This window comes from Rhodococcus sp. 05-2256-B1, assembly GCF_002258465.1.
In the GTDB taxonomy this organism is placed as follows: domain Bacteria; phylum Actinomycetota; class Actinomycetes; order Mycobacteriales; family Mycobacteriaceae; genus Rhodococcoides; species Rhodococcoides fascians.
Genome location: NZ_NOZA01000030.1, coordinates 65,720 through 83,335, shown reverse-complemented (window position 1 = coordinate 83,335; position 17,616 = coordinate 65,720). Strand labels below are relative to the sequence as shown.

Annotated in this window: 16 protein-coding genes and 1 riboswitch; of the genes, 3 read left to right on the top strand and 13 right to left on the bottom strand. The window is 64.9% G+C overall.

Annotated features, from left to right (window positions below; all coding sequences use genetic code 11):
- Positions 1–11: 11 nt before the first annotated feature.
- Together CH285_RS17470 and CH285_RS17465 are read right to left on the bottom strand one after the other, a co-directional pair.
- Complete coding sequence (locus CH285_RS17470; protein WP_032366691.1) at positions 12–884, bottom strand: LLM class flavin-dependent oxidoreductase; 873 nt, start codon at positions 882–884, stop codon at positions 12–14.
- A gap of 324 nt (positions 885–1,208) precedes the next feature.
- A complete protein-coding gene (locus CH285_RS17465) occupies positions 1,209–1,619 on the bottom strand; it encodes a nuclear transport factor 2 family protein (RefSeq protein WP_094643877.1) in 411 nt (136 codons plus the stop codon).
- Positions 1,620–1,745: 126 nt separating this feature from the next.
- On the opposite strand from CH285_RS17465, the gene CH285_RS17460 reads away from it, so the two are divergent.
- Positions 1,746–3,560, top strand: a complete 1,815-nt coding sequence (locus CH285_RS17460) for an FAD/NAD(P)-binding protein (RefSeq protein ID WP_094643876.1) — start codon at positions 1,746–1,748, stop codon at positions 3,558–3,560.
- Positions 3,561–3,589: 29 nt separating this feature from the next.
- On the opposite strand, the gene CH285_RS17455 is transcribed toward CH285_RS17460, so the two are convergent.
- On the bottom strand, positions 3,590–4,180 hold the full coding sequence (locus tag CH285_RS17455) for a TetR/AcrR family transcriptional regulator (RefSeq protein WP_032386123.1): 591 nt from the start codon (positions 4,178–4,180) through the stop codon (positions 3,590–3,592).
- 93 nt (positions 4,181–4,273) lie between these two features.
- On the opposite strand from CH285_RS17455, the gene CH285_RS17450 reads away from it, so the two are divergent.
- Positions 4,274–5,293 (top strand): aldo/keto reductase, encoded by a 1,020-nt coding sequence (locus CH285_RS17450; protein WP_094643875.1) that lies wholly within the window; start codon positions 4,274–4,276, stop codon positions 5,291–5,293.
- Position 5,294: 1 nt separating this feature from the next.
- Positions 5,295–6,161, top strand: coding sequence for an LLM class flavin-dependent oxidoreductase (locus tag CH285_RS17445; RefSeq protein WP_094643874.1), 867 nt, complete (start codon positions 5,295–5,297; stop codon positions 6,159–6,161).
- Between the two features lie 24 nt (positions 6,162–6,185).
- On the opposite strand, the gene CH285_RS17440 is transcribed toward CH285_RS17445, so the two are convergent.
- From CH285_RS17440 to CH285_RS17395, 10 genes are all read right to left on the bottom strand, one after another.
- Positions 6,186–7,121 (bottom strand): NADP-dependent oxidoreductase, encoded by a 936-nt coding sequence (locus CH285_RS17440; protein ID WP_094643873.1) that lies wholly within the window; start codon positions 7,119–7,121, stop codon positions 6,186–6,188.
- Positions 7,122–7,158: 37 nt separating this feature from the next.
- Positions 7,159–8,280 (bottom strand): LLM class flavin-dependent oxidoreductase, encoded by a 1,122-nt coding sequence (locus tag CH285_RS17435; protein ID WP_094643872.1) that lies wholly within the window; start codon positions 8,278–8,280, stop codon positions 7,159–7,161.
- Entirely contained in the window at positions 8,277–9,017 is a 741-nt protein-coding gene (locus CH285_RS17430; protein ID WP_255032284.1) for a DUF1684 domain-containing protein, read from the bottom strand. Before CH285_RS17430 ends, CH285_RS17435 begins: the two co-directional genes overlap by 4 nt.
- A complete protein-coding gene (locus tag CH285_RS17425) occupies positions 9,014–10,378 on the bottom strand; it encodes an NtaA/DmoA family FMN-dependent monooxygenase (RefSeq protein ID WP_094644038.1) in 1,365 nt (454 codons plus the stop codon). Before CH285_RS17425 ends, CH285_RS17430 begins: the two co-directional genes overlap by 4 nt.
- A gap of 2 nt (positions 10,379–10,380) precedes the next feature.
- Entirely contained in the window at positions 10,381–11,460 is a 1,080-nt protein-coding gene (locus tag CH285_RS17420) for an LLM class flavin-dependent oxidoreductase (RefSeq protein ID WP_094643871.1), read from the bottom strand.
- Positions 11,453–13,051: a dipeptide ABC transporter ATP-binding protein gene (locus tag CH285_RS17415; protein WP_094643870.1), complete on the bottom strand. Its 1,599-nt coding sequence runs from the start codon at positions 13,049–13,051 to the stop codon at positions 11,453–11,455. The genes CH285_RS17420 and CH285_RS17415 overlap by 8 nt, the downstream gene beginning before the upstream one ends.
- On the bottom strand, positions 13,048–13,944 hold the full coding sequence (locus CH285_RS17410) for an ABC transporter permease (RefSeq protein WP_094643869.1): 897 nt from the start codon (positions 13,942–13,944) through the stop codon (positions 13,048–13,050). The genes CH285_RS17415 and CH285_RS17410 overlap by 4 nt, the downstream gene beginning before the upstream one ends.
- On the bottom strand, positions 13,937–14,917 hold the full coding sequence (locus CH285_RS17405; protein ID WP_032366702.1) for an ABC transporter permease: 981 nt from the start codon (positions 14,915–14,917) through the stop codon (positions 13,937–13,939). Before CH285_RS17405 ends, CH285_RS17410 begins: the two co-directional genes overlap by 8 nt.
- On the bottom strand, positions 14,914–16,524 hold the full coding sequence (locus tag CH285_RS17400) for an ABC transporter substrate-binding protein (protein WP_373454741.1): 1,611 nt from the start codon (positions 16,522–16,524) through the stop codon (positions 14,914–14,916). Before CH285_RS17400 ends, CH285_RS17405 begins: the two co-directional genes overlap by 4 nt.
- 220 nt (positions 16,525–16,744) lie before the next feature.
- Positions 16,745–16,838: riboswitch (SAM riboswitch) on the bottom strand.
- A gap of 103 nt (positions 16,839–16,941) precedes the next feature.
- Positions 16,942–17,448 carry a hypothetical protein gene (locus tag CH285_RS17395; protein ID WP_141214515.1) on the bottom strand — a complete coding sequence of 169 codons (507 nt, stop codon included), beginning with the start codon at positions 17,446–17,448 and terminating at the stop codon, positions 16,942–16,944.
- Between the last annotated feature and the right edge of the window lie 168 nt (positions 17,449–17,616).

The window sequence follows — 17,616 nt, the reverse complement described above, 5'->3', positions numbered from 1 at the left end:
ACAGCTCTTCTCTACTCGTGCGCAGCCGCGGCGTAGCGGCTGACCGGACGCGGCAACCCCAGGTTCTCCCGCAGCGACAGTCCCGGCGTCGGTCGACGAATCAGATGTGCCGGAACGGCAAGCTCTTTCAACGCCGCACCACCGAGGTGCAGCCGGACGCCGTCGACGACACCGGCGAGGGCCTCGGCCTTCGACAGGTGGTCGATATCGGCGAACACCAGCGCGGCTCCGTCGCGGCGAGCGGCGTCGGCCTGCTCGCCGATGCCGTCCCCGCGTACGAGTGCGACATCGAGCAGATCGGTGACTCCCAGGTCGGCGTCGCCGATGACGACGACCTGCCCCTGCGGCGGACGAGGAGTGATCAGTGGCCCTACGACGTCGAAGAATTCGCCCTCGAAGCGCACGTGATGCACGCGAGCGGGATCGAGATACCGGCCGGACTCCGCGTCTCGAACGACGGCGTCGTCTTCCCACGAATCCCACAGCCGCCGCGCCACGTCGATGACGTCCCGCACTTCGGCGGTGGTCTCGGAGCGGACCTCGGATCCGACAGCCGCGTGAGTGTCCGCGCTGTTGTCGACACCGACCACCCAGGCCCCGCGGCCGTGCGAGGCGTGGTCCACACTCGCGAGTTGTGTTGCGAGAAAGAACGGTTCGGTCGTCAGAGTGTGGACCGTGGGAGCCAGGCCGAGGGTGGACGTGGTGGAGGCCACGAATGCCGCACGAGTACCTGCATCGAGGCGCTCGCGTGAGGAGACCAGCGAATCACCGAAGGTGACGAGGGTGAAGCCGGCGCGTTCGGCGTCGGCGACGTTCTGCTTCAGGAGCGCGGGTGTCTCGTCGAACCCGTCGAGTTCGACGGCGAAGTACAACGTCTCGGTCATCCTCGGTTCAGCCCTTCGCGCTCATCGTGTTACTGCTTCCTGTACCGACGATCTTCACCGGACGGCTCAACCACGAGTTCCGAAGTCCAGCGCCGCGGCGGTGCAGGCAGGGTGAGCTCCGAGTCGATCGATCAACGCCGCTGCCAGTGCTTTCAGCCAGGTCATACGTGGACCCTAGGTTCATCAGCTGTAGAGCACACCCGTTGCGATCACGCTGATTCGAAGGACGTAGATGCCGGTACGTAGACGCGCAGTGTCAGCACGAGGTCACCGCTCTCGCGGGCCCGGACCACCTCTCTACTGTCACCGATCAGGTCGTGCGACCTACGTCGACCTCCACGAGGACCCGGTTTCACGCTCGAAGACCGGCCGCACATCCACGGTGTCATAGACGATGGACAGTGCAGAAATGCGTCCGTCCTCGTCGAGTTCGGCGACGTCGACCACGTCGAACGGGGCCGCCACACCCGAGGGCAGTCTCCAGTCGAAATGAAACCAGAACGTGACGAGTCGAGCGCCTTCGGACGTACGACCTTCGGCGACGCCCTTCGAGGTCAGCGTCGCACCCGAGGTGTCCGCGAAAAGCGCGCGATAGAAGTCGGATGCGGGCGTCGGTCCGTACAGCGGCGAGTGCACAACCGCACCGGGTGCGAACAGAGTCAGGACCGCATCGACGTCGGCCCGTCGAAGTGCATCGAGGTACTGCTCGACCAACTGGTCCGCGGACGAGTTCATGAAGCAAGAGTAGCCGACCGCCAGGACGCAAGACATTCGCTCACCGTGATTTTTTGCCCCTGCAGCAACGACTTTCGGCGTGTGCATACTTCTCGTAGTGGGACAGTGTCAGATGGAGGGCCGCCGGTGAAATCGTTCACTATCGCCATTGTGGGTGCGGGTCCGCGCGGCACCGGCGTACTCGAACGACTGCTGGCGCGCCGGTCCGATGCGGAGCTGCACATCCACGTCGTCGATCCGTTCCCTCCGGGGGCCGGTCGCATCTGGCGTAGCAGTCAACCACCGCTACTGTGGATGAATTCGGTGACCGCCGACGTCACCATGTTCACCGACGACACCACCGTCGTCGACGGTCCGATCCGCCCCGGTCCGACGCTGGCGCAGTGGGTTCTGGAACATGCCCACACCCTGCGCCAGGACCCCGAATTGCGGGACGAACTGCGCGATTTCGGTCCGCATTCCTTCGCGTCGCGGACTCTACAGAGTCGCTACCTCAGCTGGGTGTTCGAGCACGCCGTTGCCGACACCGACACGCACGTTCACGTTCATCGAGCACGGGTGACGGACCTGACCGCCGACCAGGTACTGCTACTCGACGACGGATCGACCATCCGCACCGATGCCGTGCTCTTGGCCCAGGGACATCCGGATGCGCTTGCATCGCACCGTGAATCACAGCTCGATGAGTTCTCCCGAACCCATGGGCTGACGTACATCGGCCCCGGATACACCGCAGATCTGGATCCCAGCCGAGTGCCTGCGGGAGAACCGGTGCTGATTGCCGGGCTCGGATTGGCATTCATCGACTGGATGGTGTTGCTCGCGGAAACTCGCGGTGGATCGTTCGCCCGCAACGCGGACGGCGTGCTCGAGTACACCGCCTCCGGCCGCGAACCGATTCTCTATGCGGGTTCGCGGCGCGGAGTTCCGTACCACGCGAAGATCTCCTACGACATCGCCGCGGCGCGCCCGCCCCTCCCGAGGTTTTTCACCGCCGACGCCTTCCCCGGCCACGGCCCTCTGCACTTCCGCGACGAAATCTGGCCGCTCGCATCCAAAGAACTGGCCTGGGCTCATTACTACGAGTTGTTCACGGCCCACCCCGAGCGAACAGTCGGCTCCTGGCCGGAGTTCGAGGTCGGATTCAGTGAAATCATCTGGAAATCCCCAGAACTCACCGTCTTCGTGGAGCAATTCGTTCCGAAGGACGAGGACCGCATCGATCTGGCACGGCTCGACAAACCCTTTGCCGGACGGCGTTTCGAGGGACTCGACGAGGTAGGTACCGAGCTGCAGACCTACATCGAGACGGACCTTCGTCGTCGAGCAGATCCCTACTACAGCTCGGATGCCGCCGTCTTCTCGGCGCTGCTCTCGGTGTACATGACCATCGGAGAGTTGTTGCGACGCGGGCGTATTCCGGCGCAGTCGGTCGCAGGCGATGTGGAAGGGTGGCTGCACTCGTTCTTCAGTTTCGTCGCGAGCGGTCCGCCACCGGAACGGCTCGAACAACTCCTGGCCCTCAGCCGGGCGAACATCGTTCACTTCCTCGGCCCCGATGTCACCTTCTCCCCGGAGAACGGGTCGTTCGTCGCCCGTAGCTCTGCACACGATGTGGTGGTGCACGCCGACACTCTGATCGACGCGCGCTTACCCGTCGCATCGATCGCCGCCGCCGGTGACGAATTGCTCCGCACCCTCCATGCGCGCGGCGAGATCACCGACATCCGCGCCACCGAGCACAGCGCAGCGAAAGTAGCAGTCGACGGGCGCTCTCGATTGATAACCGCGTCGGGAGAGGTTGCCGAGAACCGCTACGCGGTGGGTCCGTGGGTCGCCGGACACACGTGGTCGAGTGCCTTTCCGCGGCCGAGGACCAACGCCGGGTTCTTCCGACACAACGACCAGCTCGCGGCAGAACTACTGCGGCACAGCCGCTGAACCGTCGGTCGGCCGAACAACGGACCGGATCACGGCGCGATGCGCAGTCCGGCGATCAGCACCCGCGCCATCTTGCGCGGGTCGTAGCGGCTGTCCGTGGCACCGATGCACAGGTTGCCGACCGCCCGCATCAACTCCAATGCGGTCTGCCCCGGGGCGATCTCCCCCGAGTCCGCAGCGGCGTCGAGCAACGACTCGCACACCGGAACCAGCCGGTTCAGGAAGTAGCTGTGCAAGGTCTCGAATCCGGCGCTGTCCGACTGCATGGCCTCGGCCAGACCGTGTTTGGTGACCAGGAAGTCGACGAACCGATCGATCCAGAGCACCAACGCCGCGTGCGGTGATTCGCGGCCGGCGAGAAGCTCCTGACCGGCGACGGCGCAGGCCTCCACCTGATGTCGGAAGACGGCGACGACGAGGTCGCCCCGCGTCGGGAAGTGCCGGTAGATGGTTCCCACGCCGACGCCGGCCCGCCTGGCGATATCGCGCACCGGCACTTCTACTCCCGACTCGACGAACGCAGCCGCCGCCGCGTCGAGCAGGGTCGCTTCGTTGCGCCTCGCATCCGCCCGCTTTCTGGGCTGCTCGGCTTCGGCCTCGGTCACTGTTCCTCCAGCCATCGACAAACGGAACAACGTTCCGTATGTTTGTTTACGGAACGTTGTTCCGCTTACTCGCAGAGTAACCCCTCCAGAGGCCACAAGGAGATCCCCATGCAGTACCGCACACTGGGACGCACCGGCGTCCAGGTCAGCACTCTCTCGCTCGGCGCGATGAACTTCGGTGCCATCGGACGCACCACGCAAGACGAGGCAACCGCGATCGTCGACGCCGCACTCGAGGGCGGTATCAACCTCATCGACACCGCGGACATGTACAGCCAGGGACAATCCGAGGAAATGGTCGGCAAGGCGATCGAAGGTCGGCGCGAGAACATCGTGCTGGCCACCAAAGTGTTCAACCCCATGGGCGACGAACGCAATCATCAGGGCAGCTCCCGCCGCTGGATCGTCACCGAACTGGAGAACAGCCTGCGCCGACTCGGTACCGATCACGTCGACCTCTACCATATACACCGCTGGGACCCCACCACGAGCGACGAGGAAACCCTCTCGGCGCTGACAGATCTGCAGCGTGCCGGGAAGATTCGATACTTCGGCTCCTCCACCTATCCGGCTTACCGAATCGTGCAGGCGCAGTGGACCGCACGGGAGCACCGTCTAGGGCGGTTCGTCACCGAGCAGCCGCCGTACTCGATCCTGCAGCGCGGCATCGAATCCCACGTCCTTCCGGTCGCGCAGGAGTACGGAATGGGCGTTCTCGCGTGGAGTCCCCTGGCGGGCGGCTTCCTCTCCGGAGCCATCCGGGCCGGGCGAGAGACAACCACCAACCGCGCGGCGATGATGCCCGAGCGATTCGGCACGGACACTCCCACGGGACGGGCCAAACTCGACGCCGTCGAGAAACTGGTCGGTGTTGCCGACGAAGCCGGACTGACACTGATCCAACTCGCACTCGGTTTCGTGACGGCTCATCCGGGAGTCACCAGCGCGATCGTCGGGCCGCGTACCGTCGAGCACCTACACTCGCAGCTCGCTGCCGCCGACACCGTCCTCCCGGCCGATGTCCTCGACAGGATCGACGAGATCGTAGCTCCGGGAGTCGATCTCGCGCCGGACGACAAGTTCGACACCCCGCCGGCACTGCTCGACGCCTCCCTGCGGAGACGCTGACATGGTCAGCTACGGGATCATGACCCCTCCCCAGAACGTCTCCTACGCCGACCTGCTCCGGGTGTGGCGCGAGGCAGACGGCATTCCGGAAATCGAGCACGCGTGGCTGTTCGATCACCTCATGCCCATCGGCGGTGACCTCGACGGCCCGATCTTCGAAGGCTGGACCATGCTGTCCGCATTGGCCGCTCGTACCGAGCGGTTGCGATTGGGAATCATGGTCACCAGCAACCGCATTCGTCCACCCGCGATCCTCGCGAAGATCGCCACTACGGTCGACGCTGTCTCGCACGGGCGGCTGGACTTCGGCATCGGTGCCGGATCACGGCCGAGCGTGCCGATGGCGAGACGGGAGTACGACGGGAGCGGGCTGCCCTACAGCGACGCTGCGAACGCTGTTGCGCGACTGGGTGAATCGCTCACGGTGATTCGTAGGCTCTGGACCGAGAGCGAACCCTTCGACTTTCACGGCAGCCACGTCGACCTCGTCGGGGCGTTCCAGAATCCGAAACCGATTCAGCGACCGGGCCCGCCGATCGTGATCGGCGGCCGGGCGGCAGGAGTGCTGCGCCTCGTCGCCGAACACGCCGACGTATGGAACATTCCCGGTGGGGACCTGGCCGGCGCACTGGACAGAGGCAGACTACTGGACCGGTACTGCGCCGAGATCGGGCGCGATCCAGGGGCGATCACACGATCGATCGCGCTCGGGGTGTCGTTCGAAGAACCCGAGAGAACGAGAAACGACATCGGCGACGCGGTGGCCGCCGGATTCGATCATGTCGTTCTCATCCTCCCCGGCCCCTATCCCGACGGCATCGCGCAGAGAGTGACCGAGGAGTTCATCGGTCCGAGTACGAGCTCGTGAAGCGTTCTGCGCCCCGGGTTCTCGTCAAGGAATCAGGACGAACTTCCCGCGCGGGTGCGTCGACTGCAGCTCGGCGTGTGCTCTCGCCGCATCGGCGAGGGGAAACGTCTTGGCAACCGTGACCTCGAATACGCCTGCACCCGCCTGCTCCAGCAGCACCGGGGATGCCAGGCGTCGACGCTCCATACTCACCGGCCCACCGACGGTGAGGAACCCGTCTGCCGAAGCTCGCCCGAAGGCGGCCGTGCTGACCAATCTCGCTCTGTCCGTCAGTAATTCGAGAGAAACGTCGACGGCCTCGTCGGTGCCCACCGTGTCGATTGCCGCATCCAGCCCATTCGGTGCGGCTGCTCGTACCCGGTCGATCAGTCCGTCGCCGTACTCGACGGGCTCGACACCGTAGGACCGGAGCGCGTCGTGGTTCTGGCGCCGCGCAGTCCCGATGACGGTGGCCCCGCGCTCCAGAGCGAGCTGAGCCACCACGGACCCGACGCCGCCCGCCGCCCCGTGCACGAGAACGGTGTCTCCGCTCTCGACACCGACGGATACCAGTGCGTCGTAGGCAGTTCCAGCCACGGCGAGTACACCCGCAGCAACGTTCCAGTCCAAGGCTTCCGGCTTCGGAAACACGACCCGCGCGGGAACCAGAATTCGCTCGGCGTACGTACCGTTCTGGCCGGAGACAACCACCGCGTCGCCGACGGCGACAGGACCGACCGGGCCCTCGACGGTTCCTCCGACCGCCACCACGATGCCCGACGCCTCGCTGCCCAACGCAATCGGAAGCTTCGACCCGTCGGTACCGAAGGCACCGCTGTAGCTCTTGTAGTCGAAGGGGTTGACGCCGATCGCCTTGACCTCGACCAGAACCTGGCCCTCGGACGGTTCAGGCAGCTCTCGTTCGACGATCTCGATGACGTCCGGTCCACCGTAGGACGCTGCAACTGCAACTCGTGTCATGCGCGGTACAACGGTCACCACGACGCAAATGTTCCGCTCAGATCCGCAGGCGCGGCAGTCCCCATTCCCTACCGAGCAATTCGTACGAGCGCAGCCGGTCCGCATGGTCGTATGTGACCGAGGTGAGCACAAGTTCGTCCGCATCGGTCGCTTCCTGCAGGGCGTCGAGCTTCACCGCGACCGTCGCCGCAGATCCGACGATCTGGGTGTCCACCCGATCCGCGACGCGCTGGTACTCCTCGTCGGTCAGAGGTGCCACATTGTTCGGATCCGGATACTCGATCGCACCTCGACCGCTGCGAATGCTGTGCACCCATTGCGGAAAAAACTCTGCCAGCTCTCGGGCCTGCGAATCTGATTCTGCAACAACTACATCGGCCGACACCGCCACGTACGGTGAGGACAACCGGGCCGACGGCACGAAAGCACGGCGATACTCGTCGATCGCCTCGAGAGTCGTCCCGGGGCTGAAGTGATAACTCGCCGCGAACGGCAGACCGCGGGCACCGGCCTCACGGGCAGTCGGCCCAGCGCTGCCGAACAGCCACAGCGCCACATCGGCCCCGGCACCCGGGCGTGCCGTCAACGGCACCCCGTCGCGCTCGTAGCTACCGGCAAGCAGCGCAACAAGGTCGTCGAGTTGATCGACGAATTCCGGGACCTCAGCGTGTGGCTGCTGCAGCGCAGCCAGAGACGCAGCCAGCAGCGGGGTCGTTCGCGGGGTCGCCGCAGCGGGCGCCACTGGAAACAGTCCACCGGGTTCCGATGACACCGCGTGCTCGGGCGCAGCCTGCTGTGCACCGGCCAGGGCTGCTGCTCTGCGCTGCCCGGATCGACCCACACCAAGATCGATACGACCCGGATACAGCGCGTCCACCGTTCCGAAGGACTCCACAACGGCAGCAGCTGTCGTGAAACCGAGCTGGACCGCAGCCGATCCGACACGAATGCGGTTGGTGGCAGCCGCAATCAAACCCACCAGTACGGCAGGCGCAGAACTGGCCGCAGCGACGAAGTGATGCTCGGCAACCCAGTAGCGCTCGTAGCCCCACTCTTCGGCCTGTCGTGCCAGATCGAGCGAATTTCGGAGCGCCTGAGCAGTGCTCGACCCAGCGCTGATCGGTGCCAGGTCGAGAACGGACAGCGGCACGCGCGTCATCCGGGCGTCTTCTCCCCTGCTTCGACAGCCACCGTCAGCCGGTTCTCCGCCGGCGCGACCGGGCACGTCGCGTAGTCGGTGAACGCGCACGGCAGGTTCGCCGCTCGGTTGAAATCGAGTGCCACGGAGCCACCCTCGGGTTCCGCCACAGCAAGGATCCGCGCTGCCGGGTACGTGGTGACCCCGCTCGTGGCATCGGTGAACAGAACCTTCAGACCAGTGTCGTTGCCGCCGAACGCAACCAACTGCTGGGCTGTACCGGCCAGCTCGAAATCGAGGGTGCCCACCGCAGTGTGGTGGTGTTCGAGACCCTCGATCACGGCACCTGTCGTCACGGTGACCGGGGCGTCGTAGGGCGTGAACGTGGCGCGGGCCACGAACTCCTCGCTGGGTTCGTAGGCCGGTATTCCGTTGTAGGACTGCAGGGTCGAGGCTTTCGGATCGTGGACCCGCAACGCCACCGCGCCGCTGCGGCGGATGACCTCGATACGGCGTTCACCGTCGTGGACGAGGATCCCGGGCGCACCCTCCACCGGATTCAGAGTCGTCACCCCGTCCACTCCCTCGACGGTCACCGAGTCCGCATCGGCCCGCCATCGGCCGGGTAGATCGGCAACGATCTCGAAATCGTCGGTGAGCCAATACAATCCGGTCAGCGACAACCATCCCAATGGATCGCCGTAGGACGCTTCCCGGTCCGCGTGCCACTGCTTCCAGTCCTGCTCGAATTCACTCACGATGCTCGCACTCCTTCACGCTGTTGGTACGGGTGACGCAGACCGAGGTGATCACGCAGCGTGTTCCCGGTGTACTCGGTACGGAAACTACCGCGATCCTGCAGTTCTGGGACGACTTTGTCGACGAACTCGTCGAGCCCGGCCGGCGTGATGTGCGGAACGAGGATGAACCCGTCGCACGCATCGTTCTGGACGTAGCTGTCGATGTCCTCTGCTACCTGTGCCGGCGTTCCGACGAACTGTTGCCGGGTCGTCACCGCGATGATGAGCTCCCGAATGCTCAGATTCTCGGCCTCGGCACGCTCACGGTACTGCTGCGCAAGGGTTCTCGGGTCACCGTGGCGAGCGCGGCCACGGGTGATGCTCACGTCACCGCTCGGCTCGACGTCGGGCAACGGTCCGTCCGGGTCGTACTCGGACAGGTCTCGTCCCCACACCTGCTCCAGAAACGAGATGGCAGTCTTGCCGCTGACCTGCTGGTGCCGAATATGGTCGGCCTTCTCGGCTGCATCCTGGGCCGAGTCCCCGAGGACGAACGTCGCGGCGGGCAGCACCTTCAGGTCGGCGTGCTCGCGGCCGTATTTGGCCAACCTTCCCTTGACGTCGGTGTAGAACTTCTGCCCGTCCTCCAGCGTCCCGTGGATGGTGAAGATCGCATCCGCCTTGGCCGCACCGAACTCACGACCTTCGTCGGAATCGCCGGCCTGCAACAACACCGGGTGTCCCTGCGGACTGCGCGGCAACGTGAAGCGGCCCGTCACATCGAACTGAGGACCCGAATGCGAGACCGTGCGGATCTCGGATTCTCGGCCGAAGACACCTCGATCCCGATCGACGACGAACGCATCGGACTGCCACGAATCCCAGAACTCTCGGGCGACGTCGATGATCTCGTTCGCTCGCACGTAGCGGTCGGCCCGGTCGAGGTAGCCACCGCGTCGGAAGTTCTCTCCGGTGAACGCGTCGGACGAGGTCACCATGTTCCACGCCGCGCGCCCGTCGGACAGGTGGTCCAGCGAAGAGAACTGCTTGGCGAGCTCGAAGGGCTCGTTGAACGTGGTGTTAATCGTCCCGGCGAGTCCGAGCTTCGTCGTCACCGATGCCAACGCGTTCAACACCGTGAGCGTGTCCGGGCGGCCGACGACGTCGAGATCGTGAATCTTGTTGCGATGCTCGCGTAATCGCAGACCTTCGGCGAGGAAGAAGAAGTCGAACAGCCCACGCTCTGCGGACTCGGCCAGGTGGACGAACGAATCGAATTCGATCTGGCTCTTCGACGCCGGGTCGGTCCAGACGGTGGTGTTGTTGACGCCAGGGAAATGCGCGCCGAGGTGGATCTGCTTCTTGGTCCGCTTCGAGATCGTCACCGACTGTTCCTTTCGGGTGCTGCAAAACGATTTGTCGGACGAGCCAGGCCGAGGCGCTCACGCACCGTCGCTCCGGTTCTGCTGTCCGTGGCCGGGAGTGTCTTCACTCCCGACGGAAGCGCGAGCGGCACGAGGGTGACCCCGTCCAGTCCCGCGGATTCGGCCGCTCCGAGAAGCAAGTTGAGCCCGGCGACGTCACCCACGTACTGCAGCGATTGCGGCGTACGTACCCGACCTGCCCAGTTCTCGAGCTGCGCCAATTCTTCGGCCGCGGTCTCCGACACCAAGGTCTCGACGTCGAGTAGCACGAACACGTCCACCGGGTCGCGGCCCTCGGCCACGACGGCCCGTCGAACACGCGCCGCGAGGGCAGCTGCGCCCTCGATCGAGTCTGCAGCAATCCGCACGATGTCCGCTCTGGCGGCCGCTACCGCGGTGGATTCGGCGGAGTGGGCGCGCACTGTCACCAGCGGTTGGCCTCGAGGTGACCTCGGCGTGATGGACGGCCCTTTGACGGAAAAGTGCTCACCCTGAAAATCGATGTAGTGCAACTTGTCTCGGTCGACGAACCGGCCCGTCGCAGCGTCTCGAATCTCGGCGTCGTCCTCCCAGCTGTCCCACAGCCGAGCGACGACCTCGATGGCCTCGTCGGCCTCCTGCCACAGGCTCTCTTCGTTCTGCTCGCCCTTACGCCCGAACAGTGCTGCCTGCTCCGCGCCGCCGGACACCTCGACCTGCCAACCTGCGCGACCGTGTGAGGCGAAGTCCAGACTCGCGATCTGCTTGGAGATATGGAACGGCTCGGTGTGGGTGACGGTGACCGTCGGGATCAAACCGATGCGTTCGGTGAGCGCAGCAGCCCGGGCTGCCACGGCAACCGCCTCGAGGGTCCGGGAAGCGAAGGAGTCTGCGAGGAAGACCAGATCGATCCCGGCCTGGTCTGCCGCGCGGAGTTGTTCGATCCAGAACGCCGCGGTGAACACTTCCTCGGCGCGAGAATCCTGTCGCCGCCACGCCTGTGGATGTGCGCCGGTTCCCCTCGGTTCGATTGCCGTGACGAAAAGCTTGTCAGACACCGGTACCCACTCTCTGTGTCGCTGTTCCTGGGATGGCCGCGAGCAACTCGCGGGTGTATTCCTGCTGGGGGTTGTCGAATATCGAAGCGGTGCTGCCATATTCGACGATCACACCCGACTGCATCACAGCCACGGTGTCGCTGATCTGGCGAACCACGGCCAGGTCGTGCGAGATGAACAGATAGCTCAGACCGAACTCGGATTGCAGATCGCCGAGCAGCGAAAGAATTTGTGCCTGCACCGACACGTCCAAGGCCGACACGGGCTCGTCGAGCACCACCACCTCCGGTGCCAACGCCAGTGCCCGAGCGATTGCGACGCGTTGACGCTGACCACCCGACAACTCGGCCGGGCGACGCGCCAGGTGGTCACTGCTCAGAGCCACTTGGTCGAGCAGTTCCGCGGCACGCGCCGAGCGGTCTCGCGACGTCCCGATCTTGAACGCGTCCAGCGGTTCTCGCACGATCTCGCCGACGCGCAACTTCGGGTTCAGTGATGCGTACGGGTTCTGATAGACGATCTGGACTCGACGCCGCAGCTCCCGCCTCGCCGTGCCACGAAGGCCGGTCAGCTCGATTCCGTCGAACGTGACCGTGCCCGCGGAGGGTGTTTCCAGGCCGATCGCGATACGCGCCAGGGTGGACTTCCCCGAACCGGATTCGCCGACGACAGAGACGGTTCGACCCCGCTCGACCGTGATCGTGGCGTCTCGCACCGCATCCAGGTGAACGCCTCGTCCGATGGCGAAACGCTTCGACACCGACGAGACGGACAGAATTGGATCGCCCGCACCCGTCCTGGCCGCACGGAGCGTCGAGTTCAGAGACGGCGCGGCCGCGAGCAGCTTCTGTGTGTAGGGATGGGTGGGGTTCGCCAACACCTCTGCAGTCGGACCGGTTTCGACGATCTCACCACCACTCATGACGACCAGCCGGTCGGCGCGATCGGCCGCAACGCCCAGATCGTGCGTGATCAACAGAACTGCGGCACCCGTCTCGGCAATTCGGGCGTCCAGATGGTCGAGGATGCGTCGTTGCACGGTGACGTCCAGGGCGCTGGTCGGTTCGTCGGCGATCACCAGTTCGGGGCGGCACGCGAGAGCGATCCCGATCAGTACCCGCTGCCGCTGCCCACCGGACAGGTCCTGCGGGTACTGGCGTGCCCGCACCTCGGGGTTGTCGAGGCCCGCGTCGGTGAGAATGCGGATTGCCTCGAGCTTCGCGGTACGCCGATCTGCCGACCCGTGCACACGCAGCACCTCGGCCACCTGGTCTCCGACGCGTACGACGGGGTTCAGTGAGGTGGTCGGATCCTGCGGGACGAGCCCGATATGCCGACCGCGCAGGCGATTCAGTGTCTTGTCCGATGCGGTGTCCAGGCGCCGGCCGTCGAAGGTCACCGAGCCACTTCGGATCCGACCGTTGCCGGCCAGCAAGCCGATGACCGCGTGGGCCGTGGTGGATTTTCCCGAACCGGATTCGCCTACGACGGCCAGTACCTCGCCGCGTTCGACGGTGAAGGAAATTCCGCGCACGGCCGTCGTCGTGCCGTAGCCGACCGAGAGGTTGTCGACTTCGAGGATGGGGCTCATTCGGATCGCCTCTCGAGTGCGTGCCCGAGACGGTGCGCGGACAGCACGACTGCCACGATCACCAGGCCCGGCAAGGTGGTCATCCACCAGGCGGTGGCGAGGAAGTTCCGACCCTCGGAGATCAGCGATCCCCACTCCGGTGTAGGCGGAACAGCGCCGAATCCCAGGAAGCTCAACGCCGAAACCGCGAGCACCGCCATACCGAATTCGACTGCTGCGAGGGCAATCACGGGACCGTACGAGTTTCGGAGGATGTGTCGGCGAAAGACGTCGAACCATCGCACACCCGAGGCGTACGCCGCCTCGACATACAGCGATCGACGCACACGCAACACCTCCGACCGCATGACCCGGGCGAAGTTGGCGATGAGGGTGACCCCCACGGCGATGGCAACGTTGACGGTTCCGAAGCCGAGCGCTGTGACCAGAGCCAGCGACAGCAGCAGTGTCGGAATCGACAGCAGCACATCGACGATACGCATCAGCACGGCGTCGACGAGTCCCCCGACGGCCCCGGAGATCAGGCCGATGAGCGATCCGACGACCAGTGCGATCCCGACGGCGAGCAGTGTCGCGGTCAACGACAGGCCGGAGCCGTGCACCACGCGGGTGAAGACGTCACGGCCGATGTTGTCGGTGCCGAACCAATGTGCCGTACTGGGGGCCTGGAGCTTGTCGGCGGGCACGCCCACCAACGGGTCTCCGCTCGCGAACACGGAGGGGAAGAGTGCGAATCCCAGCGCGAGCAGCAGCACGAGCGCGGACAAGGCAAGCCACACGTGCTTCCGGGCGTCCGTCAGAACCCGGCGACGCCGAGCTGTCGACGGCACCGGCTCTGCCTCGAGCAACGCCTCCGCCCGAACCTCGCGGTCACGAATCAGAATGTCAGACATGAGCTTTCTCCGGTTCCGCGACTGCGCGCGCAGGCTTGTACTCGCGCACGATGCGCGGGTCTATCAGCGGATACAGCAGGTCCACGGCCAGGTTCACCACGACGAACACCAGCGAGGTCAACACCACGATGCCCTGCACCACCGGAATATCCTGGGCCAACACCGAGGTCTGGGTCAGCCGTCCCACTCCGGCCCGCGAGAAGACCGTCTCGACGACGACCGATCCGGCGAGCAGCGTCCCCACCAACACACCCGCGATCGTGAAAGCCGGGATGGACGACAGCCGCGCTATATGCCGCGTTTGCACCCGTAGCCGCGAGACGCCCTTGGCGCGAGCAACATCGACGAACGGCTGCTTCCAGGTAGTCGACATGCTGGTGGCCAACACCTGAGCGATGACCGCACCGGTCGGCAATGCCAATGTGACCCCAGGCAACACCAGTGCAGCCGCTCCGGCGTCACCGAAGGCCGGGAACCACCTCAACTGGAACGAGAACAGTTGCAGTAACAACAGTCCCACCCAGAAGGTCGGTACAGCCACCCCGAGCGGCGGGAGTGCGAACAACAGATTTTTCAGCCACGGCGTTCGGGTGTACGTCGCGGCGTACGCCAGTGCCGACCCGAACACGACCGCCAATACCAGTGCGGTGCCTGCGAGGCCGAGCGTGCTCGGCACGGCATCGAGGATCGCCGTCGTCACCGGCTGTCCGGTGGCGATGGACAATCCGAAATCGCCGTGCACAGCCCCGGTCAGCGAATGCCAGTACTGCACCCACACCGGCTGGTCCAAACCGTAGCGGGCCTGCAATTCTGCGACGGCCGCCGCGTCGACCGGTGTGCCCGAACCGGCAGAGTCGACAGCGAGACTGACTGGGTCCGAGGGCAGCAGGAACAGCACGCCGAACGAGATGGTGAACGCGGCCCACAGCACTGCCACTGCCTGCAGTACGCGCTGTCCGAGGTACCGGATCATGCGCTCAGCCAGGTATCGAAGAACTGCAGTCGAGCGGAGGCCTCGAACTTCAGATCCTGCACTTTCGACGCCGCGCCGACGGCCTGCGACAGCTCGATGGTGGGGATCCACAGTCCGTTGTCGAGCACCTGCTGCTGAGCGGTGGCGAGGATGTCGTTGCGCGCCGTCAGATCGGTGGTCGAGAGCTGATCGGTCAGCGATGCATCCAGATCGGGAATCGGGCCGCGCGCGTTCAGGTTACGTCCGTCCACGGCGAACGTGGTGCGCAGAATGTCGCCGTCGGCGCGGGTGCTGTTGTAGTACGTGGAGTCGTAGTCCTTGGTGCCCTGACGTGCTGTCGCCTCGGACGTCGAGACCAACTCGAGCTGCAGGTCGACGCCCACCGCACGTAGCTGCTGCTGCGTCAACTCCAGGATCGCCTGGTTGCCAGCGAACACTGCGGAGTACATGACCTCGAAACTCAGCCTCTGCCCGTCCTTTTCACGGATTCCGTCGGCACCGGGAACCCAGTCTGCGTCGTCGAGCAGCGATTTGGACTTCTCGGGATCGTAGGTGACATCGACGAGCTCGACGTAACCTGGGGTGGCGCTGGCCAACGTGCTTGTCGCCGTGCGGAAGTCGGGCCCGAGGACGGTATCGACGAGTTCCTGACGGTTGATCGCCGGTACCAGGGCCGTCCGGACGGCGGGGTCTTGTAGCGCACCGCGAGTTACGTTGGGCTGAATGCCGAACGGGACTCCCGGGTTCGAGGTGGTCAGAATTCGGCCGCCGGTCGCTTCGATCTGCGGAGCGTCCTGCGGCAACGCGTCGCTGACGGCGTCGAGCTGATCGGAGGACAAGCTTCCTGTGCGAACGCCCGACTCGGGCACGATGGTGAATTCGATGCGATCGAGATAGGCCTCGCCGGTGTGACCGAATACCGCTGAACCCCAGTTGTATCCGCTTCGCTTGGCCAGAATGACTGACCGGTCCTGCTGGTAATCCGCGTAGGTGAACGGTCCCGATCCGATATTGGTACCCAAGCACCGCGACTCGGCCGACTGCGCGGAGGTCGCGATGGATTGAATTCCGAGCTGAGGTGTCGAACTCGCCTGCAGGAACTGCGCATTCGGTGCTGCGAAGTCGATGCGCACCGTCGAGGGGTCGACCACCGTGGCGCTCTGATAGCCGGTCAGATAGCTCGCCGCCAACGGTGCCTTCGCTGCGCCGAGGCCGATGATTGCGTCGAAATTCGCCTTCACCGCCGCCGCGTCGAGCACCGTGCCGTCACTGAAGGTGACGCCGTCTTTCAGCGTGAATGTGAAGGATTTCGCATCGGGACCCACGTCCCACCGCTCGGCCAGCCACGGTTCGATCTCACCGGTTTCGGGGTTCTGATCGGTGAGTGAATCGACGACCTGACGGGTGACGTAGATGGTCTGGTTGGTGCCGGACTGGGCGGGATCCGAGCAGGTCGGGGCCCCGGACAAGCCGTAACGCAGAGTTCCGCCGGGCTGGGCCGGACCGGCGTCGGCGGCCGTGGTGGCGGCACCACCGGCGCATCCGGCGAGGACTGTGGCTGCAGTGGCGATCAGGCCGGCCACCAGGAATGCAGGACGAGTGGACACGTAGGTGTCTCCGATATCTGGTCGATCGCGCGCACGATCCCGCATCCGAGCTGGGTGTGCCCAGGAAGGAGTGCGCGCAGATGATGAGGTGAGGTGTGAAGTACGAGTTGTGACGAAATGTCAGCTGCGACAGGTCGAACCGTTGAGGCGGCACAGATCGACATGGAGACGGCGGCAACCGTTGACGAAGCCTGCGGCAACTCGGGTGTTCACGTGCAATCCTCCATCGGTCCCGGCGGTAGCACCCTCACCCGACGAGCGGGGGGTTGCTGCGACGTCATAGAGCCAGGTCTCTCGGTCGCTCTGGATGGTCCTACAGTTTCCGATACTACGAGAGCATCGCCCCGGTTGCCAACCGGGGTAGGAAAACCCGCCGATAATGGACGCGAGAAGCGCGGTCGGACCGACGCCTACCGTTCAGACGGCCAGCGCCAGTCCAGCGCTCCCACTCGCGCAAGATCTCGAATCATCATGCGACGCAACTTTGTTCAACTCTGGCGCATTCACGCGGTGCACCCAGTAGTCGATCGCTTCGCCGGCATGAGCGAATCGGACGAGGACGTCCATGCAGAGCCAGGTCGCGACCGAGAAATCCTGTTCCGCACCGTCGAGACCGATCAGTGTCAATTCTTCTCCCACAGCAAGCAACGCGCGATCGATATCGGAACCGCCGGGGCCGAGCCACGCCAGTGCTCGTCCGAGTAGCGCCCAGTCTCCGGCGGTCACAGGCTCATCGGCCGATTGTCTGCACAGTTCCGCAGCCGCAGCGAGAGCATCCGCCACCTGCGTCGACACCGAACCGTGGAGCTCAGCGAGAATACCGCGATCGGAGTCGACCAGATCGGCCATGTAGCGCCAGCGGGCAGGAAGCGCCGCGTCCTCTGGCCACAGGTCGGCGGTGCCGAACTGGAGACGGGTGATCATGTCCTTGGGCGAACTGCACGAAAGCGCGGAGCCACACGAGTCGTTCATGTCGATCATCCCCACTGGGTCAACACACAACATTGGACACCGGCTCGACAGTCGCGTTCGGAGATACCGTCGAGCAGGGGCTTTCGTCACCGATGCAAGCAACGCTGCTGTGGTCGTTAC